This window comes from Streptomyces sp. NPDC028298 (assembly GCF_055565895.1).
Genome location: NZ_JBVHTL010000009.1, coordinates 232,946 through 252,710, shown reverse-complemented (window position 1 = coordinate 252,710; position 19,765 = coordinate 232,946). Strand labels below are relative to the sequence as shown.

Here is a 19,765-nt window from a genome sequence, read left to right as displayed (position 1 = left end):
CCCGACGCGCCGCGGCCCGCGCCACGACGCACACTGATCGGATAAGTCGTACACTGGTCGGTCCACCGCAGGCCGGTTGTCCCCTGGCTCACCAGGGCACAGCCGGCCTGATCGTCCCTCAAGGAGGTGCGCCAGGATGACCAGTACGGTCCCCGCGCTCGGAACCCGTACGGCCGAAGGCTCAGCCCTGCAGGCCGTGCTCCTCGACATGGACGGAACCCTGGTGGACACCGAGGGCTTCTGGTGGGACGTGGAGGTCGCGGTCTTCGCGGCCCTCGGGCACGCGCTGGACGAGTCCTGGCGCCATGTGGTCGTCGGCGGCCCCATGACCCGCAGCGCCGGATTCCTCATCGAGGCCACCGGCGCCGACATCACCCTCCCCGAACTGTCCGTGCTGCTCAACGACGGTTTCGAGGAGCGCATCGGCCACTCGCTGCCGCTGATGCCGGGCGCCGCCAGACTCCTCGCCGAACTCGCCGCGCACGAGATCCCCACCGCCCTCGTCTCCGCCTCGCACCGGCGGATCATCGACCGCGTCCTGGGCGCGATCGGCTCCCACTTCTTCGCCCTGACCGTCGCCGGCGACGAGGTCGAACGGACCAAGCCGTTCCCCGACCCCTATCTCCTCGCGGCCGCCCGGCTCGGCGCCGAACCGGCCCGCTGCGCCGTCATCGAGGACACCTCGACCGGTGTCGCCTCCGCCGAGGCGGCGGGCTGCCAGGTCGTCGCCGTGCCCTCCGTCGCGCCTATCGCCCCGGCCGCCCGCCGCACGGTCGTGCATTCCCTCGAAGAGGTCGACCTGCCCTTTCTGCACCGTCTGATGACAAAAGCCATCTGACTGATCACTGAACGTCGAACGGCACATCACTCAGCGTGCGGATCGCCGTGCGCGGGAAAGTCACGGCCCTTCCGTGTGGTAAGCGCGGGCGAGGGACTGCCGGAATGCATAACGGGGCGGATCAACGAATTCCGGGTGCGTCTCAATCAATTTTATGGTGTGACGTTCACCACGTGACGGAGGGTCGACAGCAAGGCCGACTTGTGCCCGCCCCGCCCATTCGTGAAGGTCCGGTGTGCCCTTGTGTCCCGATTGATGGAACGCTGCACTAATCCTTCCCGTGTCGGGTTATCGGTGCGTCCACGCCCGGTTTCGCAGCGTGAGCGGAAGAGCGCTCCCGCACAGGCCGGCCGACCTTGTGGTGCGGACTAATGTCATCGCGAGAACATCGCCGTATCCCCGTGACCGAGCCGCGCCACCCCTGCATGCCGGTTCGCGGAACCTACAGCTCTGGAGAAACACGAGCATGAACCGCAAGACTTTGGTGCTGCCGGCCGTGGTCGGCCTGCTCGCCCCAGTGCTCGCCGCGTGCGGCGGGTCCGCCAGCGGGGGCGACAGCGGGGATGCCATCGTTGTCGGTACCACGGACCAGTTCACCGCCTCGAAGGACGCCCCGGCGCCCTTCGACCCGGCGTACGCCTACGACGTCGGCACCTGGAACGTGCTCCGTCAGACCGTGCAGACGCTGATGGTGCAGCCGCGTGGTGACGGTGACCCGCAGCCCGAGGCCGCCGAGAAGTGCGGCTTCACCGACAGCGGCAACGAGCGCTACGTGTGCACGCTGCGCGAGGGCCTTGAGTTCTCCAACGGTGACGCGATCACCGCCAAGGACGTCAAGTTCTCGATCGACCGCGCCAGGGCCATCAAGGCCGACTCGGGCGTCTTCGCCCTGCTCTCGACCATCGACACCGTCGAGACCCGCGGCGACCGCGAGGTGATCTTCCACCTCAACAGCGCCGACGCGACCTTCCCGTTCAAGCTGTCGACCCCGGTCGCCGGCATCGTGAACCCGAACGACTACGAGAAGAACAAGCTGCGCGACGGCTTCTCGGTCGACGGTTCCGGCCCCTACACCGTGGAGACCGAGGTCAAGGACGACACCGTCGTCAAGGCCGTCTTCACGAAGAACTCCCACTACAAGGGGCAGTTGAAGGTCAAGAACTCCAAGGTCGAGCTGCGCTCCTACACGAGCGCCGACGACATGGGCACCGCCCTCGAAAAGGGCGACATCGACCTGATGACCCGCTCCATGACGCCGGACCAGATCAACAAGCTGGACAACGCGTCGGGCGGCAACATCAACCTGAACGAGATGCCGGGCCTCGAAATCCGCTACCTCGCCTTCAACACGAACTCCGCCTCGGTGAAGTCGACGGCCGTCCGTCAGGCGATGGCGCAGATCATCAACCGCGGCGAACTCGTCTCCAAGGTCTACGGATCGCAGGCCGAGCCGCTCTACTCGATGGTCCCGGCGACCATCGCGGGCCACGCCAACGCCTTCATCAACAAGTACGGCGACCCGAGCGTCAGCAGGGCCCAGGCGCTGCTCACCAAGGCCGGCATCAGCACCCCGGTCAAGGTCACCCTTCACTACACGACCGACCACTACGGTTCGGCCACCGAGAAGGAGTTCGAGGTCCTGAAGTCGCAGCTCAACAAGAGCGGCCTCTTCGACGTCAGCATCCAGGGCACGACCTGGGACAAGTTCGTCCCCGCCGAGCGCGCCGGCAAGTACGACGTCTGGGGCATGGGCTGGTTCCCCGACTTCCCCGACGCCGACAACTACCTGGCGCCGTTCCTCGACAAGGACAACTTCCTCAAGTCGCCCTACTCGAACTCCGACATCATCAAGAACCTCATCCCCGCCTCCCGGCGCGAAGAGGACCGCACCTCCTCCAAGGCCCTCACGACCATGCAGGACATCGTCGCCAACGACGTCCCGCTGATCCCGCTCTGGCAGGGCAAGCAGTACATCGCCGCGCGTGACGACATCACGGGCTCGGAGTGGGCGCTCAACTCGTCCTCCACGCTCCAGCTCTGGGAGCTGGGCCGAGGCGTCAGCGAGTAACCTGCCCCACCGACCCGGGGCCGACAGGTCCCGGGCCCGACCCGGGACCCGACGACGGTCCCGGGTCCTTCGGGTTCACAGACCCGGGTCCGCCGGGTCCGTACAACCCCGTGCGACGCCCAACCGTGCAACGTCAAAGGGCGCCCGTTCCACAAAGGAACGGGCGCCCTTTCACATTCGTATCCGCATTCACATCTGACGGAGGGTGTACGAACCGTCCGGCCCGGGCCCTACTGCGCCCCGGGACGCACCAGCCCACTCTCGTACGCGTACACCGCGGCCTGCACCCGGTCGCGCAGCCCCAGCTTCGTCAGAACATGCCCCACATGCGTCTTGACCGTGGTCTCGCTGACGAACAGATCGGCCGCGATCTCCGCGTTCGACAGACCACGCGCCACCAGCTTCAGCACCTCGACCTCACGATCGGTCAACGTGTGCAACGTGTCCGGAACCGGCTCGTCCCCCGACGGAAGATGACCCGCGTACTTGTCCAGCAGCCGCCGCGTGATGCTCGGCGCGAGCATCGCCTCACCCGCCGCGACCACCCGGATCGCCTGCACCAGCTCATTGGCCGGCGCGTCCTTGAGCAGGAACCCACTGGCACCCGCCCGAAGCGCCTCCACCACGTACTCGTCGAGGTCGAACGTCGTCAGCACCAGAACCTTCGCCGGACCGTCCCGGCCCGGACCCGTGATCTGCCGCGTCGCCTCGACACCGTCCATCCGCGGCATACGGATGTCCATCAGAACCACATCGGGCTGCAGGGCACGCACCTGATCGAGTGCCTGGAGACCGTCACCGGCCTCGCCGACGACCGCCAGGTCCGGCTCCGCTTCCAGAATCATCCGGAAGCCGGTGCGCAGCAGCGGCTGGTCGTCGACCAGTAGGACGCGGATGGCCACGTGAGTCTCCTTCGCTAGTCCGGCCCCATTCTGCCCTGCTCCACGACACCCGACCCGGGCGCCCTGACCGGGAGCGGATATGCCGGGGGAGTACCACCGAATTCCGGACACACGGCCTGGTGATCACACCAGCCGCACAGCTTCGTGGGCCGCGGCCGCCACTCACCCGTCTCCGTCGCCTCCCGGATCGCGTCCCACAGCGCCAGCAGCTTGCGCTCGACACGCTCCAGATCACCGATCTCCGGGTCGTACGTCAGCACGTCACCGCTGCCCAGATAGACGAGCTGAAGACGGCGCGGAACCACCCGCTTCAGCCGCCACACCACCAGCGCGTAGAACTTCATCTGGAACAGCGCACCCTCGGCGTACTCCGGCCGCGGCGCCTTCCCCGTCTTGTAGTCCACGATCCGGACCTCGCCCGACGGAGCCACGTCGACCCGGTCGATGATCCCGCGCAGCGTCAGCCCCGAATCCAGCCGAGCCTCCACGAACAGCTCCCGCTCCGCCGGCTCCAGCCGCGTCGGATCCTCCAGCGTGAACCAGCGCTCCACCAGCCGCTCGGCCTCCCCGAGCCAGCGCGCGAGCCGCTCGCCCTCCGGATCGTCGGCGAACAGCTCCACGACCTCCGGCTTCGTCTCCCGCAGCCGGTCCCACTGCGCCGGGATCAGCGACTTGGCGCGAGGCGCGGTCCGGTCCGCGGCCGGAGCGTCGAAAAGCCGCTCCAGGACCGCGTGCACCAGCGTCCCCCTCGTCGCCGCCTCACTCGGCTTCTCCGGCAGCTTGTCGATCACCCGGAACCGGTACAGCAACGGACACTGCATGAAGTCACTGGCACGCGAGGGCGACAGCGAGGCGGGAGCGCGCGCGACCACCGGAGCCGGACCGCCGTCGACGGCTCCGCCGGCCACGGCCGATTCTTCGGGCACGGCGCCCTCGGTGCTGGTTTCCATGACAACAGACCATAAGGCCCGCCACCGACAGTGAACCCACGACCGACGCCGAAGCGGTCCCGGCGGGCACCGCGGCACGGAAAACAGAAGGGGTGCCGGGGCGGAACGCACCGCGGCAGCCGCATACCATCGACCCCAGACCCTCCCGTTCCGCATGGCCCGGGGGCGGGGGACGCTTCGAACGAGGGGACATCGTGGACGAGAGCGGCGGGAGCGGGCAGCCGCGGTCCGGCACCGAGGCCACCGAGCACCACGAGAGGCCGTCGGCCACCACCGGTCCGGCCTCGGGCGCGCGCCCCGGACCGGCAGGGCCCGGGACCACCGGGTCCCGGCCCACGGCCCCCGGACACGACTCCACCGAGCACACGGACGAAACCACGCCCCACGGCGAGCACACCGAGCCCGTCGACACCGTCGACATCTCCAGGGCTCCCGAGCCCTCCGGCCCCTCCGAGAACTCGGGGGCCACAGATCCCTTCGGGGCCTCTGGGGCTTCCGGGGATCCTGGGCATTCTGGAAATCCTCGAGTTTCCGAGGCCACCGGAGCCTTCGAGCCCTCGGCCTCCGAGCCCACCGGGTCCTCCAAGTCCTCCGGGTCTGCTGAGCCCTCGGAGCGCTCCGCGCCCCTTGAGACCGCAGGGTCGCCCGGTGCTTCCGGTGCTTCCGGTGCTCCCAGGGCCCCCGAGGCTCCCGGTGCTTCCGAGGCCTCCGGCGTCTCCGGCGGCCCGTCCGGCCCCTTCGAGGCCGCCCGGCAGCCCGACGACCGGGGACAGGACCACGACGACCCCGCCGCCGCCCACCGCACCCCCGCCCGCACCGGCACCACCAAGGGACGCCCCCCGCGCCGCCCCAAGGACCCCGGCGGCGGACTCCTCATGGGCCGCCCCTTTGGCGTCCCCGTGTACGTCGCACCGAGCTGGTTCCTCGTCGCCGCACTGATCACCTGGGTCTTCGGCGGCCAGCTCGACCGCGTCCTGCCCGACCTCGGCGCCGCCCGCTACCTCGTCTCCCTCTTCTTCGCCGTCGCCTTCTACGCCTCCGTCCTCGTCCACGAACTCGCCCACACCGTCGCCGCCCTCCGCTTCAAACTCCCCGTCCGCCGCATCCAGCTCCAGTTCTTCGGCGGCGTCTCCGAGATCGAGAAGGAAGCCGAGACCCCCGGCCGCGAGTTCGTCCTCGCCTTCGTCGGACCGCTGCTCTCGCTCGTCCTGTCCGGCCTCTTCTACCTCGCCATGCTCCCCGTCGAGCCCGGCACCGTCCCCGGCGTCCTCCTCGCCGGCCTGATGGTCTCCAACCTCATCGTGGCCGCCTTCAACCTGCTCCCCGGCCTCCCCCTCGACGGCGGCCGCATGCTCCGGGCCGTCGTCTGGAAGATCACCGGCCGAGCCATGAGCGGCACCGTCGCCGCGGCCTGGGTCGGCCGCGCCCTCGCCGTCTCCGTCCTCATCGGCCTGCCCCTGCTCACCCAGTCCTCGGCACTGGGCGCCGCCCCCGAGAACGCCGGCAGCATGGACACCATCACCGACGCCCTCCTCGCCGCCATCCTCGCGGCGATCATCTGGACCGGCGCCGGCAACAGCCTCCGCATGGCACGCCTGCGCGAACACCTCCCCGAACTGCGCGCCCGCTCCCTCACCCGCCGCGCCGTCCCCGTCGAGACCACCACCCCCCTCTCCGAGGCACTCCGCCGCGCCAACGACGTCGGCGCCCGCGCCCTCGTCGTCGTCGACGCCGACGGCGAACCCCTCTCCCTCGTCCGCGAGGCCGCCATCGTCGGCGTACCCGAACACCGCCGCCCCTGGGTCGCCGTCAGCGGCCTCGCCCAGGACCTCACCGACGGCATGCGCGTCTCCGCCGAACTCGCCGGAGAGGACCTCCTCGACGCCCTGCGCGCCAGCCCCGCCACCGAATACCTCGTCGTCGAGGACTCCGGCGAGATCTACGGCGTCCTGTCCGCCGCCGACGTGGAACGCGCCTTCGTCAAGGCCATGGCCCGCCCCTCCTGACCGTGGTCGGCGGCCCCGTCCGGGACCGGTAGGCTGTTCACATGTCCGAACCGACCGGTGCCGCCCGCAGGCGCGGGCCCTTCAAGGTCGGGGACCAGGTTCAGCTGACCGACCCCAAGGGCCGCCACTACACGTTCACGCTCGAGGCCGGGAAGAACTTCCACACCCACAAGGGTTCCTTCCCCCACGACGAGCTGATCGGCGCTCCCGAGGGCAGCGTTGTCCGCACCACGGGGAACGTCGCCTACCTCGCGCTGCGCCCCCTGCTCCCCGACTACGTCCTGTCCATGCCCCGCGGCGCCGCCGTGGTCTACCCCAAGGACGCGGGGCAGATCCTGGCCTTCGCCGACATCTTCCCCGGCGCCCGCGTCGTGGAAGCGGGGGTCGGCTCCGGCTCGCTGAGCAGCTTCCTGCTGCGCGCCATCGGCGACCAGGGCATGCTGCACTCCTACGAGCGCCGCGAGGACTTCGCCGAGATCGCCCAGCAGAACGTGGAGCGCTACTTCGGCGGCCCCCACCCCGCCTGGCAGCTCACCGTCGGTGACCTCCAGGACAACCTGAGCGACACCGACGTCGACCGCGTCATCCTCGACATGCTCGCCCCCTGGGAATGCCTGGAGGCCGTCTCCAAGGCACTCGTCCCCGGCGGCATCCTCTGCTGCTACGTGGCGACCACCACCCAGCTCGCGCGGACCGTCGAGTCGATCCGCGAGATCGGCTGCTTCAACGAGCCGACCGCCTGGGAATCGATGATCCGCAACTGGCACATCGAGGGCCTGGCCGTCCGCCCGGACCACCGCATGATCGGCCACACCGGCTTCCTGCTCACCGCCCGCCGCCTCGCGGACGGCGTCGAGCCGCCCATGCGCCGCCGCCGCCCCGCCAAGGGCGCGTACGGCGAGGACTACGCCGGCCCGAACGCCGACGGCGGCTCCGGCCGCTGATCCACCCAACGCATCCCGCCTGTGGCCGAGTTCCCGGAACCCTCCGGGAACTCGGCCACAGCGCTGTTCCGTTGACGCGCCACCAGAAACCCCGCCCCGAACCGCAGAAGCCCGAGGGCACACCCCAGGACGTCCCGGCCCCGCGCTGCCGAAGCGACCGCTTCCACCCGCCCGCCGAAGGCCTCGGGACGCGACCCGGCCTGCCCCACGGCCCGCGGCGGCTCGTCGCGGCGCCGCACCTTCCAGGTGATCCGCTCCGGGATCGCGGAGGGACCCGCGGCCGACTCGGTCCACGCGCGTGAGCCGGCTCGCTCCGAGTCACGGGGCGGCCCGGCGGCGACCGGGCCCACCTCTTCCGAGCTGCCCCTGCGGGCCACCCGGGCCCGGGTGGCACAGACACCCCGTGCCGGCTCCGCCCGGTGCCGCGCCGCAGCGCTCGGGCAGCGGCCCGGTGCTGCGCCGCGAGGCCTATCGCGGTCCTGCCCGGACTCAGTCGTGGGACATCCGGCGCCCCGGCCGGGGCTGTGTCATGGGGGCTTCGGGCAGGCCCGTCGGAGATCCGTCGTGGGGCTGTCCGGAGGGCCTGCCGGCGACGTGTCGTAGGGCCTCCCGCGGCCCCGGGTGGGGCCGTGCCGGGGCCGTACGGCCGCCCCGGCGGAAACCGTGCCGGAACTCTTCACAACTCCGGACCCCGCCGTTCCACAGGGCTGTGACGTGTGGCACCATGCGGACACCCACCCCACCGGCACAGCCCTCGCGGGAGACACCCCTAGTGCAGCAATCCGTTGTCCCGGAACTGGCACACACGCAGGCCAGCCCCATCCAGTGGGTCGCCACGGCCACCGCCATCGCCGGAGTCGTGGCCCTGTCCTCCCTCGTCCAGCCGGATCCGGCGAGGGCGGCCCAGCCCGGCGCCGACCCCAAACCGGCGGCGGCGGCCCCCGCGACCGCCCCCGACCCCACCGGAGTGGACTTCCCGATCGTCTGCGGCCCCGTCAAGGCCCTCGTCGAGAAGAAGGCCTCGGGAGACCTGGACGGCGACGGCCGCCCGGAGACCGTCGCGGTCGTCCGCTGCGACGCCGGCTCCGGCACCCCGCCCAGCGGCGTGTACGTCCTCACCCAGGCCGAGGGAGCCAAGGAACCCAGGGTCGTCGCGACCCTGATCGATCCCAAGGACCGCCTCAGCGTCACGGACTTCGCGGTGCGCGACGGAGCCGTCACCGCCACGCTCCTCGGCTATTCCTCGGCCGACGTACCGAGTTGCTGCCCGGACCTGAGAGAGAACGCCAAGTGGCAGTGGAAGAACGGCGCGTTCATCCGTTCCACACCGTCCGAAGCACGCGGCGCCTGAGCGCGCCCCCGGCGCGAGACCCGAACAAAAGAGGACACCCTCCGCGGCGCGGAGGGTGTGAGGAACCGGTCACATGACGACACGGGGTGCCCGCGAGGTCACTCCGCGTCAGGTCCGAAGACTTCGACCTTGTCCGAAACGCGACGGACATGGATGCAGTCGCCCGGACACTCCTTCGCCGAGTCCACCACATCGCGCAGAAGCGGCAGGGGCACGGGCGTTGTGGCCCCCACGGCCTGCAGGAGCTCGTCCTCGTCGCCCTTCACATAGGCCAGACCGTCAATGTCCAGCTCAAAGACCTCGGGCGCGTACTGGACACAGATCCCGTCGCCGGTACAGAGATCCTGGTCGATCCAGACCTCAAGCGCCTCGCCGTCGACTCCGGCCTCCTGCTGCACGGTCATTTCTCCTGCCGTTTTCTGCGTCGAGCGAACCGAAGACTGGGGAATCGGGCCAGCTCTGACGGGTGTTGAACACTTCGACCCTACCTCCGCCCGCTTCCCAATCATGTTCGGTGGGTATTCCCCTGGCGTGAGGGAGAGCGCAAGGGTGAAGATCGGACACACCCCGACAGTCTTTGTGATCTAGGGGTTTCAATCGACACCCACCCAGGTAGGGTCTGGAAGCGTCCAGCTCCCCTTGGAGGAGGTGAGGACCGTGGCAGCCCACGACGACGACATGAACCGCGGCATCCGCCCGGGACGAGGGTCCGATGACCCCGCCGGGCAGATTGCCTACCTTGAGCAGGAGATCGCCGTCCTGCGACGCAAGCTCGCCGACTCTCCGCGACACACGAGGATTCTCGAAGAGCGGATCGTCGAGTTGCAGACCAACCTGGCAGGTGTGTCCGCACAGAACGAACGACTGGCGAACACACTCCGTGAGGCCCGCGACCAGATCGTGGCCCTCAAGGAGGAGGTCGACCGGCTCGCACAGCCGCCGGCCGGCTTCGGCGTCTTCCTCACGGCGAACGAGGACGGCACCGCCGACATCTTCACCGGGGGCCGCAAGCTCCGGGTGAACGTCAGCCCCAGCGTCGAGCTCGACGAGCTCAGGCGCGGCCAGGAAGTGATGCTCAACGAAGCCCTCAACGTGGTCGAGGCCATGGAATACGAGAGCGTCGGCGACATCGTCACCCTCAAGGAGATCCTGGAGGACGGCGAGCGCGCCCTCGTCCAGGGACACACGGACGAGGAACGGGTGGTACGGCTCGCCGAACCACTCCTGGACGTCAACATCCGTCCCGGAGACGCCCTGCTCCTCGAACCCCGTTCCGGCTACGTCTACGAAATCGTTCCCAAGAGCGAGGTCGAGGAACTCGTCCTCGAAGAGGTCCCGGACATCGGCTACGAGCAGATCGGCGGTCTGGGCGGCCAGATCGAGATGATCCGCGACGCGGTCGAGCTCCCCTACCTCTACCCCGACCTCTTCAAGGAACACGAACTGCGGCCCCCCAAGGGAGTCCTGCTCTACGGACCCCCCGGATGCGGAAAGACGCTCATCGCCAAGGCCGTGGCCAACTCGCTGGCCAAGAAGGTCGCCGAAGTGACCGGCCAGGCCACCGGCAAGAGCTTCTTCCTCAACATCAAGGGCCCCGAGCTCCTGAACAAGTACGTCGGCGAGACCGAGCGGCAGATCCGCCTCGTCTTCCAGCGTGCCAGGGAGAAGGCCAGCGAGGGCACCCCCGTCATCGTCTTCTTCGACGAGATGGAATCCCTCTTCCGCACCCGCGGATCCGGCGTCAGCTCGGACGTGGAGAACACCATCGTCCCGCAGCTCCTCGCCGAGATCGACGGTGTCGAAGGCCTGCAGAACGTGGTCGTCATCGGCGCCTCCAACCGCGAGGACATGATCGACCCCGCCATCCTGCGGCCCGGCCGGCTCGACGTGAAGATCAAGATCGAACGCCCGGACGCCGAAGCGGCCAAGGACATCTTCCAGAAGTACCTCACCGAACGACTCCCCCTGCACTCCGAAGACGTCGGAGAGCACGGAGGCGACAGGGCGGCAACCGTCCACGGCATGATCCAGACAGCCGTGGAGCAGATGTACGCCGAGTCCGAGGAGAACCGCTTCCTGGAGGTCACCTACGCCAACGGCGACAAGGAAGTCCTTTACTTCAAGGACTTCAATTCCGGCGCCATGATCGAGAACATCGTGGGCCGCGCCAAGAAGATGGCCATCAAGGACTTCCTGGAACACAGCCAGAAGGGCCTCCGGGTCTCCCACCTCCTCCAGGCCTGCGTGGACGAGTTCAAGGAGAACGAGGACCTCCCGAACACCACCAACCCCGACGACTGGGCCCGCATCTCCGGAAAGAAGGGCGAACGGATCGTCTATATCCGTACGCTCATCACCGGAAAGCAGGGCGCGGACACCGGACGCTCCATCGACACGGTGGCCAACACCGGTCAGTACCTGTAAAAGACAGGGCGGCTGCGGGTGCCCTTCACGGGGCATCCGCAGCCGCCTGCTTTTCCGGTCACGGCCGGAACACAGCAATGACGCAAATGATCTCCCCACCAGCGCAGAGGCGTTCTAGGCTCTTTCGTACCGCCGAGTCGCGCAGTGCGGGGACGGGCACCGCACACGCACCGGAGCGCCAGCGGTACTTGAGCAGCGCCCCCGACCGAGGGCGCCGCCGGGCAAGGAGGGCCGCATGACCGTACGGCGAGTAATGGGCATCGAGACGGAGTACGGGATCTCCGTCCCCGGTCACCCCAACGCCAATGCCATGCTCACCTCGTCCCAGATCGTCAACGCCTACGCGGCGGCGATGCACCGGGCGCGCCGCGCCCGCTGGGACTTCGAGGAGGAGAACCCGCTGCGGGACGCGCGAGGCTTCGACCTCGCCCGGGAGGCCGCCGACTCCAGCCAGCTCACTGACGAGGACATCGGCCTGGCCAATGTCATCCTCACCAACGGTGCACGGCTGTACGTCGACCACGCACACCCGGAATACAGCTCCCCCGAAGTCACCAACCCGCGGGACGCCGTCCTGTGGGACAAGGCCGGCGAGCGCATCATGGCCGAGGCCGCGGAACGCGCCGCCCAGCTCCCCGGCGCCCAGCCGATCCACCTCTACAAGAACAACACCGACAACAAGGGCGCCTCCTACGGCACGCACGAGAACTACCTGATGAAGCGGGAGACCCCCTTCTCGGACATCGTGCGCCACCTCACGCCGTTCTTCGTCTCACGCCAGGTCGTCACCGGAGCGGGCCGCGTCGGCATCGGCCAGGACGGGCACGAGCACGGCTTCCAGCTCAGCCAGCGCGCCGACTACTTCGAGGTCGAGGTCGGCCTCGAGACCACCCTCAAGCGCCCCATCATCAACACCCGCGACGAACCGCACGCCGACGCCGAGAAGTACCGCCGGCTGCACGTGATCATCGGGGACGCCAACCTCTCCGAGATCTCGACCTACCTCAAGCTCGGCACGACAGCCCTCGTCCTCTCCATGATCGAGGACGGCTTCATCGCCGTCGACCTGGCCGTCGACCAGCCCGTACGCACCCTCCACCAGGTCTCCCACGACCCCACCCTCAAGCGCCTGGTCACGCTCCGCAGCGGCCGCACACTCACCGCGGTGCAACTGCAGATGGAGTACTTCGAGCTCTCCCGCAAGTACGTGGAGGAGCGCTTCGGGGCCGACGCCGACGAACAGACCAAGGACGTCCTCCTGCGCTGGGAGGACACCCTGAACCGCCTGGAGAACGACCCGATGAGCCTCTCCGGGGAGCTCGACTGGGTCGCCAAGCGGGAACTCATGGAGGGCTACCGGCGCCGCGACGGCCTCGACTGGGACGCCGCCCGGCTGCACCTGGTCGACCTCCAGTACGCCGACGTACGGGCCGACAAGGGCCTCTACAACCGTCTGGCGGCCCGGGGCAAGATGAAGCGCCTGCTGGACGAGAACGAGGTCGAGCGGGCCCGTACGACCCCGCCGGAGGACACCCGCGCCTACTTCCGCGGGCGCTGCCTGGAGCAGTACGCGGACGACGTGGCCGCGGCCTCCTGGGACTCGGTGATCTTCGACCTGCCCGGCCGGGACTCGCTCCAGCGCGTCCCAACCCTGGAGCCGCTTCGCGGAACGCGTAATCACGTCAAGGAGCTCCTGGACCGCTGCCGTACGGCGGAGGACCTGGTCAGGGTGCTTTCGGGCAACTGAGCTTCCGCCCGGACGGCACACGCCGGACAGGGTGGAATACCCGGCGTTACGGGAATCATCGAGGTGGTCCCCGTACGTTGTGGCAACTGCGGGGCCGATGTCGGACCCTGCTTGTAGGGTCTGATCAAGAACGTCGAACCGAGCGGGGTGAGGGTTATGGCGACCAAGGACACCGGCGGCGGACAGCAGAAGGCGACGCGTTCCACCGAGGAGGTCGAGGAACAGTCGCAGGACGCGCAGGCAACCGACGACCTCAAGGAACGCCAGGAAAAGCTGAGCGACGACGTCGACTCGGTTCTTGACGAAATTGACGATGTACTCGAAGAGAACGCCGAGGATTTCGTGAGGTCCTTCGTTCAGAAGGGTGGGCAGTAAGCCACCTTTTCCATCGAATCGTAGGCTCGAGTCGAGCGTGGCCGACGAAACAGGTGAGCGAAGCTGCTCGCGGTGCAAGCAGGACAAGCCGCGGGCGGCCTTCGCGAAGAACAGGTCCGTGTCTGACGGCCTCCAGGCGTACTGCCGGGAGTGCTCTGCGGAGTACTACCGGCAGCGTCAGGAAGCCAAGGGCAGGACGGTACGGGTCAAGGTGCCCGTACCGCGCGGTCACAAGCGCTGCCCGCAGTGCGAGGCCGTGAAACCGCACTCCGCATGGGAGCGCAACAAATCCTCCTCGGACGGCTGGGCGAGCTATTGCCGTGAGTGTCGTGCGGAGCGAAACCGGGTCAGCTATTTCCAGCGCAAGTACGGCCTCACTCCGGCCGAGTTGGACGCGATGGTCGCGGAGCAGCGGGGAATCTGCTGTATCTGCCTAACCGCCCCTGCCGAACATGTGGATCACTGCCATCAGACGGGTAGGGTCCGAGGCGTACTGTGCTTCAGCTGCAATGCCGCGCTGGGGCAGTTCAAGGATCGGCCCGACGTCATGAGACGGGCTGCGACATACCTGGAAGGAAACGCGTGGAAGCCAACACTCGTAGCACCGGGCGTCTACCGGCTGCCTTCCTGACGCCCGGGTCGTCGTCCTTCATGGACTTCCTGTCCGAGCACCAGCCGGAGATGCTCCCGGGCAAGCGGCAACTGCCGCCCGTCCAGGGCGTGATCGAGGCCCCGCACGGCACGACGATCGTCGCCGTGACGTTCCCGGGCGGAGTCGTCCTCGCCGGTGACCGGCGGGCCACGATGGGCAACGTCATCGCCCAGCGCGACATCGAGAAGGTGTTCCCGGCCGACGAGTACTCGGCGGTGGGCATCGCCGGTACGGCGGGCCTGGCCGTGGAGATGGTGAAGCTGTTCCAGCTCGAACTGGAGCACTTCGAGAAGGTGGAGGGCGCGCAGCTCTCCCTGGAGGGCAAGGCGAACCGCCTGTCCACGATGATCCGTTCCAACCTCGGCATGGCCATGCAGGGTCTGGCCGTGGTGCCGCTCTTCGCGGGGTACGACGTGGACCGCGGCCGGGGCCGCATCTTCTCGTACGACGTCACGGGCGGTCGTTCCGAGGAGCACGGTTACGCGGCCACGGGCTCGGGCTCGCTCTTCGCGCGGGGCGCGATGAAGAAGCTCTACTCCAAGGATCTGACGGAGGACCAGGCCACCACGCTGGTGATCCAGGCCCTCTACGACGCGGCCGACGACGACTCGGCGACCGGTGGTCCCGATGTCGCGCGCCGGATCTACCCGATCGTCACGGTGATCACCGAGAGCGGTTTCCGCCGGCTCACGGACGAGGAGTCGTCCGATATCGCGCGCGTGATCCTGGAGGCGCGGCTCCAGCAGCCCGACGGCCCCCGTGCCGCGCTGTACTGAACGTCCGTCTCTCTTCCAGGTGATCCAGTGACTTCGACAGAAAGGGACGGATAGCCGGTGTCGACGCCGTTCTATGTCTCACCCCAGCAGGCGATGGCCGACCGGGCGGAGTACGCCCGCAAGGGCATCGCCCGTGGCCGCAGCCTGGTCGTGCTGCAGTATGCCGACGGCATCGTGTTCGTCGGCGAGAACCCGTCCCGTGCGCTGCACAAGTTCAGCGAGATCTATGACCGGATCGGCTTCGCGGCCGCCGGTAAGTACAACGAGTACGAGAATCTGCGGATCGGCGGTGTGCGGTACGCCGATCTGCGGGGCTACACGTACGACCGTGACGATGTGACGGCTCGTGGTCTGGCGAACGTGTACGCCCAGACGCTGGGCACGATCTTCTCGTCGGCGGCGGAGAAGCCGTACGAGGTGGAGTTGGTGGTCGCGGAGGTCGGCGAGACTCCGGACGGTGACCAGATCTACCGGCTGCCGCACGACGGTTCGATCGTGGACGAGCACGGTTCGGTGGCCGTGGGTGGCAATGCCGAGCAGATCAGTACGTATCTGGATACTCAGCACCGGGACGGCATGTCGCTGGCCGAGGCGCTGAAGCTGGCCGTCCAGTCGTTGTCCCGGGAGCCGAACGGCGGTGAGCGGGAGATTCCGGCGGAGCGGCTGGAGGTCGCGGTGCTGGACCGGACGCGTCCGCAGAAGCGGAAGTTCAAGCGGATCGTGGGTCGTCAGTTGTCGCGGTTGCTGGAGGTCGGGGGCGCCGAGACGGCGACGGAGGCCGAGGACGCGGACGACGACGAGTGAGGTGACCGGGTGCCCCTGTGGGGTGCTCGTACGGAAGGGGCCGCCCCGGTGCAGACCGGCGCGGCCCCTTCCGTGTGTCCGGGTCCGGGGGGTGCGGGTCTGGCGTGGGGTGCGGGTGTCAGGCGCCTGGAGGGGCTGTGGAGCCGCGTACGACGAGTTCGACGGGGATGTCCTCCTGTGGGGGTGTGCGGCCGTCCAGGACGGCGAGGAGGGCTTTCATGCCTTGTTCGCCGAATCGTTCGGCGTCGAGGCGGACCGTGGTGAGTTCGGGGTCGAGGGCGCGGGCGAGGGCGAGGTCGTCGAGTCCGGTGATGGAGATGTCGTCGGGGATGCGCAGGCCGAGGCGGCGGGCGGCCTTGTAGGCGCCGGCGGCGAGTTTGTCGTCGTCGCAGATGACGGCGGTGGGGCGGGGGCCCGGTGCGGTGAGGGCGCTGTGGGTGGCGGCGAGGGCGTCTTCGAAGGAGATGGGCGCGGGGGCGACGCGGAGGCTGGTTCCGGGGACTTCGACGAGGCAGGAGGCGAGTTCGCGGGCGCGGACCTCGAAGGTCCAGGAGGGGATGTCGGCGGCGAGGTGGAGGAAGCGGCGGTGGCCGAGGGCGAGGAGGTGGTCGGTGACCTGGCGTACGCCGTCGGCGATGTCGAGGTTGACGGTGGCGGCGCCCTGGCTGCCGGCGGGGTCGCTGTCGAGCATGACGAGGGGGAGCTGGTCGCCGCGGATGGCGGTGAGGGCGTCGGCGGCCATGGAGGAGGCGATGACGCCGTCGAGGGCGGCTTGTGCGGAGCCGAAGGGGTCGCGGGCGGGGCCGATGCCTTCGGGGGAGGGGTAGAGGACGACTCCGAAGCCGTGTTCGGCGGCGACGCGGGCGGCTCCGGTGTAGACGCCGGCGAAGAATTCGGTGGTGAGGGCGGGGACGACGAGGAGGACGGTGCGGGTGCGGCCGAGGCGGAGGTTGCGGGCGGCGAGGTTGGGGCGGTAGCCGAGTTCCTGGGCGGCGTCGCGGACGCGTTCGGCGGTGGCGGGGGAGACGCGGCCGCGCCATTTGTCGCCGAGGACGAGGGAGACGGCTGCCTGGGAGACGCCGGCGGCCTCGGCGACGTCCCGGCTGGTGGGGCGCGTGCTACCTCTTGCCACCGTGGGCCTGCTCCTTCGTCTGGACTCGCGGTCAGCGCACATGGTACGTATGGAGGCAGACGTTATACGTAACACTTGAACGTCGCGCGCTATCGAGAAGGGCATGCCATGGCTACGGGATACCTGGAGATCCTGAGGGCGAGGCACGCCGCCCGGCTCCTCGCCGGGACGCTGGTGGGGCGGCTGCCGAACGCGACCGCGGCCATCGCCGTCGTCCTGTTCGTGCGCGCCGAGGGCGGTACGTACAGCCTGGCGGGCGCGCTCGCGGCGGTGTACGGGGTGGCCAACGCGGTGGGGCAGCCGCTGCTGGGCCGGCTGGTGGACGTGCACGGCCAGCCGCGGGTGCAGTTGCCGGCGGCGGTGGTCTCGGCGCTCGGGATGGGTGTCTTCGCCGTGGCCGGGACGGAGCCGGCGGCGCTCGCGTACGCCGCGATGGCCGTGGCCGGGCTCTTCACGCCGCCGCTGGAGGGCGGTCTGCGGGCGCTGTGGCCCTCGGTGCTGCGCGAGGAGGAGCAGGTGCACACCGCGTACGCGATGGACGCGGTGGCGCAGGAGGTGATGTTCACCGTCGGACCGTTGCTGGTGACGCTGTGCGTGGCGCTCTGGTCCGCGGAGGCCGCCCTGCTGATCCTGGCGGTCGTCGGTGTCCTGGGGGCTCTTTCCGTGGTCGTCTCGCCGCCTTCGCGCGCGTGGCGTTCGGCTCCGCGTGAGGCGCACTGGCTCGGGGCTCTGCGTTCGCCGGGGCTGCTGGCGCTGCTGGGGGCGTTCCTGTTCGTCGGGATGGCGCTGGGTTCGATCACGGTGGCGGCGGTGTCGTACGCGGACGCGCACGGCGGGGACGCGGTGTACGGGTGGCTGATGGCGGGCATCGGGCTCGGCGCGCTGCTGGGCGGTGTGGTGTACGGCTCGCGGCGGTGGAGCGGGGCGCCGGAGCGGCGACTGCGGGTGCTGGTTGCTCTTCTGGCGGTGTGTTACGTCCCGCTGGTGCTGGTGCCGGGTCCGGTCGCGATGACGGTGCTGACGACGCTCGCGGGTGTGTTCCTGGCGCCGAGCATCGCGTGTGCCTTCGTGCTGGTGGACCGGCACGCGCCGACGGGTACGGTCACCGAGGCTTTCTCGTGGCTTGTGACGACGTTCACCGTGGGTGCTTCGGTGGGTACGGGCCTGGCGGGGCCGGTCGTGGAGTGGGGCGGGGCGGCCCGGGGGTTCGCGGTTCCGGGGGTCGCGGGTGCCGCCGCGCTGGTGGTTCTGCTGGCCACGGGCAGGGTCCTCGCAGCTACCGGGAGGGGCGGTGTTGTTGCGGCTTCATCGGAAAATGATCCAAACCGAGCTGTCGAACCCCGTTTCAGCTCAGGGGATCGGGCGTAATGTTCAGTCATGGACCGCCGCATTTTCGGGCTGGAGAACGAGTACGGCGTCACGTGTACGTTCAGGGGACAGCGCCGGCTGTCTCCCGACGAGGTGGCGCGGTACCTCTTCCGCCGTGTCGTGTCATGGGGCCGCAGCAGCAATGTCTTTCTGCGGAACGGTGCCCGCCTTTATCTCGACGTGGGATCACATCCGGAATACGCGACACCCGAGTGTGACAACGTGACGGAGCTCGTCACCCACGACAAGGCCGGCGAGCGCATTCTCGAAGGTCTCCTGGTGGATGCCGAACGGCGCCTGCACGAGGAAGGGATCGCGGGCGACGTCTATCTTTTCAAGAACAACACCGACTCGGCGGGCAACTCCTACGGATGCCACGAGAACTATCTGGTGGCCCGGCACGGGGAGTTCTCCCGGCTCGCGGACATTCTCATCCCGTTCCTCGTCACGCGGCAGTTGCTGTGCGGCGCGGGCAAGGTGCTGCAGACTCCGCGTGGTGCGGTGTACTGCGTCAGCCAGCGGGCCGAGCACATCTGGGAGGGCGTCAGTTCCGCGACGACGCGGTCCCGGCCCATCATCAACACGCGTGACGAGCCGCACGCGGACGCCGAGCGTTACCGCCGGCTGCATGTGATCGTCGGCGACTCGAACATGTCCGAGACGACGATGCTCCTCAAGGTCGGTGCCACGGATCTCGTGCTGCGCATGATCGAGGCGGGCACCGTCATGCGTGACCTGACGCTGGAGAACCCCATTCGGGCGATCCGGGAGGTCAGTCACGACATCACGGGGCGCCGGAAGGTGCGTCTGGCCAGTGGCCGTGAGGCCTCAGCGCTGGAGGTGCAGCGCGAGTACTACGAGAAGGCCGTGGACTTCTGTGAGCGCCGCGGTATCCGCACCGGGACCGTCGAGCAGGTCCTCGAACTGTGGGGCCGCGTGCTCGACTCGATCGAGGCGGAGGACCTCGACCGGATCGGCACGGAGATCGACTGGGTCATGAAGTACCAGCTCATCGAGCGGTACAGGGCGAAGCACAACATGACGATGTCGCATCCGCGGGTCGCGCAGATAGACCTCGCCTACCACGACATCCACCGTCGTCGCGGCCTCTACTACCTGCTGGAGAGGAAGGGGCAAGCCGCGCGGATCTGCAACGACTTGAAGATCTTCGAGGGCAAGTCGGTGCCTCCGCAGACCACTAGGGCGCGGCTGCGTGGTGACTTCATCCGGCGGGCGCAGGAGCAGCGGCGGGACTTCACCGTCGACTGGGTGCATCTGAAGCTCAACGATCAGGCGCAGCGCACGGTGTTGTGCAAGGACCCGTTCCGTTCGGTGGACGATCGGGTGGAGAAGCTCATCGCCGGAATGTGAGCCGGGAGTTCCGTGGGGGATGCGGAACGCAACGCGGGGCGCCGTACGTTTTCCGTA

General features: G+C 68.8%; 17 protein-coding genes. 13 read left to right on the top strand and 4 right to left on the bottom strand.

Annotated elements, in window-relative coordinates; translation table 11 throughout:
- Positions 1-136: 136 nt before the first annotated feature.
- Both ACZ4TO_RS33955 and ACZ4TO_RS33950 read left to right on the top strand, forming a co-directional pair.
- Entirely contained in the window at positions 137-838 is a 702-nt protein-coding gene (locus tag ACZ4TO_RS33955) for an HAD family hydrolase (protein ID WP_382789211.1), read from the top strand.
- 466 nt (positions 839-1,304) lie between these two features.
- Positions 1,305-2,906, top strand: a complete 1,602-nt coding sequence (locus ACZ4TO_RS33950) for an ABC transporter substrate-binding protein (RefSeq protein WP_382789208.1) — start codon at positions 1,305-1,307, stop codon at positions 2,904-2,906.
- A 230-nt stretch (positions 2,907-3,136) separates the two neighbouring features.
- Here the strand turns inward: ACZ4TO_RS33950 and ACZ4TO_RS33945 are convergent, their stop codons facing one another.
- Positions 3,137-3,808, bottom strand: a complete 672-nt coding sequence (locus tag ACZ4TO_RS33945) for a response regulator (RefSeq protein WP_037628456.1) — start codon at positions 3,806-3,808, stop codon at positions 3,137-3,139.
- A gap of 14 nt (positions 3,809-3,822) precedes the next feature.
- Positions 3,823-4,758, bottom strand: a complete 936-nt coding sequence (locus ACZ4TO_RS33940; protein ID WP_382789206.1) for a RecB family exonuclease — start codon at positions 4,756-4,758, stop codon at positions 3,823-3,825.
- A 194-nt stretch (positions 4,759-4,952) separates the two neighbouring features.
- Here ACZ4TO_RS33940 and ACZ4TO_RS33935 point away from each other — a divergent pair, with 194 nt between their 5' ends.
- The 3 genes from ACZ4TO_RS33935 (at position 4,953) to ACZ4TO_RS33925 (ending at position 9,059) form a co-directional block, all read left to right on the top strand.
- Positions 4,953-6,764: a site-2 protease family protein gene (locus tag ACZ4TO_RS33935; protein ID WP_468026221.1), complete on the top strand. Its 1,812-nt coding sequence runs from the start codon at positions 4,953-4,955 to the stop codon at positions 6,762-6,764.
- A gap of 41 nt (positions 6,765-6,805) precedes the next feature.
- Positions 6,806-7,708, top strand: a complete 903-nt coding sequence (locus ACZ4TO_RS33930; RefSeq protein WP_269658250.1) for a tRNA (adenine-N1)-methyltransferase — start codon at positions 6,806-6,808, stop codon at positions 7,706-7,708.
- Positions 7,709-8,480: 772 nt separating this feature from the next.
- A complete protein-coding gene (locus tag ACZ4TO_RS33925; protein ID WP_385042562.1) occupies positions 8,481-9,059 on the top strand; it encodes a hypothetical protein in 579 nt (192 codons plus the stop codon).
- A gap of 98 nt (positions 9,060-9,157) precedes the next feature.
- Here the strand turns inward: ACZ4TO_RS33925 and ACZ4TO_RS33920 are convergent, their stop codons facing one another.
- Positions 9,158-9,463: a ferredoxin gene (locus ACZ4TO_RS33920; RefSeq protein ID WP_382789197.1), complete on the bottom strand. Its 306-nt coding sequence runs from the start codon at positions 9,461-9,463 to the stop codon at positions 9,158-9,160.
- A 253-nt stretch (positions 9,464-9,716) separates the two neighbouring features.
- Between ACZ4TO_RS33920 and arc the strand changes: the two genes are divergently transcribed.
- The 6 genes from arc to prcA all read left to right on the top strand — a co-directional run bounded on the left by arc (position 9,717) and on the right by prcA (position 15,837).
- Positions 9,717-11,483, top strand: a complete 1,767-nt coding sequence (gene arc, locus ACZ4TO_RS33915; RefSeq protein ID WP_339128326.1) for a proteasome ATPase — start codon at positions 9,717-9,719, stop codon at positions 11,481-11,483.
- Positions 11,484-11,718: 235 nt separating this feature from the next.
- Positions 11,719-13,230, top strand: coding sequence for a depupylase/deamidase Dop (gene dop / locus ACZ4TO_RS33910; protein ID WP_382789194.1), 1,512 nt, complete (start codon positions 11,719-11,721; stop codon positions 13,228-13,230).
- A gap of 156 nt (positions 13,231-13,386) precedes the next feature.
- A complete protein-coding gene (locus ACZ4TO_RS33905) occupies positions 13,387-13,605 on the top strand; it encodes a ubiquitin-like protein Pup (RefSeq protein ID WP_355769302.1) in 219 nt (72 codons plus the stop codon).
- Positions 13,606-14,002: 397 nt separating this feature from the next.
- Complete coding sequence (locus ACZ4TO_RS33900) at positions 14,003-14,236, top strand: endonuclease VII domain-containing protein (RefSeq protein WP_323178851.1); 234 nt, start codon at positions 14,003-14,005, stop codon at positions 14,234-14,236.
- Complete coding sequence (gene prcB, locus ACZ4TO_RS33895; RefSeq protein WP_382789189.1) at positions 14,188-15,033, top strand: proteasome subunit beta; 846 nt, start codon at positions 14,188-14,190, stop codon at positions 15,031-15,033. The genes ACZ4TO_RS33900 and prcB overlap by 49 nt, the downstream gene beginning before the upstream one ends.
- 57 nt (positions 15,034-15,090) lie before the next feature.
- Positions 15,091-15,837 carry a proteasome subunit alpha gene (prcA, locus tag ACZ4TO_RS33890; RefSeq protein WP_355769308.1) on the top strand — a complete coding sequence of 249 codons (747 nt, stop codon included), beginning with the start codon at positions 15,091-15,093 and terminating at the stop codon, positions 15,835-15,837.
- A gap of 118 nt (positions 15,838-15,955) precedes the next feature.
- On the opposite strand, the gene ACZ4TO_RS33885 is transcribed toward prcA, so the two are convergent.
- The gene (locus ACZ4TO_RS33885) at positions 15,956-16,969 is read right to left on the bottom strand and encodes a LacI family DNA-binding transcriptional regulator (protein WP_385042561.1); all 1,014 of its coding nucleotides are present in this window, start codon (positions 16,967-16,969) and stop codon (positions 15,956-15,958) included.
- Positions 16,970-17,077: 108 nt separating this feature from the next.
- Between ACZ4TO_RS33885 and ACZ4TO_RS33880 the strand changes: the two genes are divergently transcribed.
- Positions 17,078-18,337: an MFS transporter gene (locus ACZ4TO_RS33880; RefSeq protein ID WP_468026220.1), complete on the top strand. Its 1,260-nt coding sequence runs from the start codon at positions 17,078-17,080 to the stop codon at positions 18,335-18,337.
- A 9-nt stretch (positions 18,338-18,346) separates the two neighbouring features.
- Positions 18,347-19,708 (top strand): Pup--protein ligase, encoded by a 1,362-nt coding sequence (gene pafA, locus ACZ4TO_RS33875; RefSeq protein WP_019066118.1) that lies wholly within the window; start codon positions 18,347-18,349, stop codon positions 19,706-19,708.
- The last annotated feature ends 57 nt before the right edge of the window (positions 19,709-19,765 follow it).

Excerpts from the sequence above, each read along its gene's own strand:
- ACZ4TO_RS33900 (WP_323178851.1), top strand. The coding sequence starts at position 14,003 with ATGGTCGCGGAGCAGCGGGGAATCTGCTGTATCTGCCTAACCGCCCCT.
- ACZ4TO_RS33920 (WP_382789197.1), bottom strand. The coding sequence starts at position 9,463 with ATGACCGTGCAGCAGGAGGCCGGAGTCGACGGCGAGGCGCTTGAGGTC.
- ACZ4TO_RS33940 (WP_382789206.1), bottom strand. The coding sequence starts at position 4,758 with ATGGAAACCAGCACCGAGGGCGCCGTGCCCGAAGAATCGGCCGTGGCC.
- dop (WP_382789194.1), top strand. The coding sequence starts at position 11,719 with ATGACCGTACGGCGAGTAATGGGCATCGAGACGGAGTACGGGATCTCC.
- ACZ4TO_RS33955 (WP_382789211.1), top strand. The coding sequence starts at position 137 with ATGACCAGTACGGTCCCCGCGCTCGGAACCCGTACGGCCGAAGGCTCA.
- ACZ4TO_RS33880 (WP_468026220.1), top strand. The coding sequence starts at position 17,078 with ATGGCTACGGGATACCTGGAGATCCTGAGGGCGAGGCACGCCGCCCGG.
- ACZ4TO_RS33905 (WP_355769302.1), top strand. The coding sequence starts at position 13,387 with ATGGCGACCAAGGACACCGGCGGCGGACAGCAGAAGGCGACGCGTTCC.
- pafA (WP_019066118.1), top strand. The coding sequence starts at position 18,347 with ATGGACCGCCGCATTTTCGGGCTGGAGAACGAGTACGGCGTCACGTGT.
- ACZ4TO_RS33930 (WP_269658250.1), top strand. The coding sequence starts at position 6,806 with ATGTCCGAACCGACCGGTGCCGCCCGCAGGCGCGGGCCCTTCAAGGTC.
- ACZ4TO_RS33950 (WP_382789208.1), top strand. The coding sequence starts at position 1,305 with ATGAACCGCAAGACTTTGGTGCTGCCGGCCGTGGTCGGCCTGCTCGCC.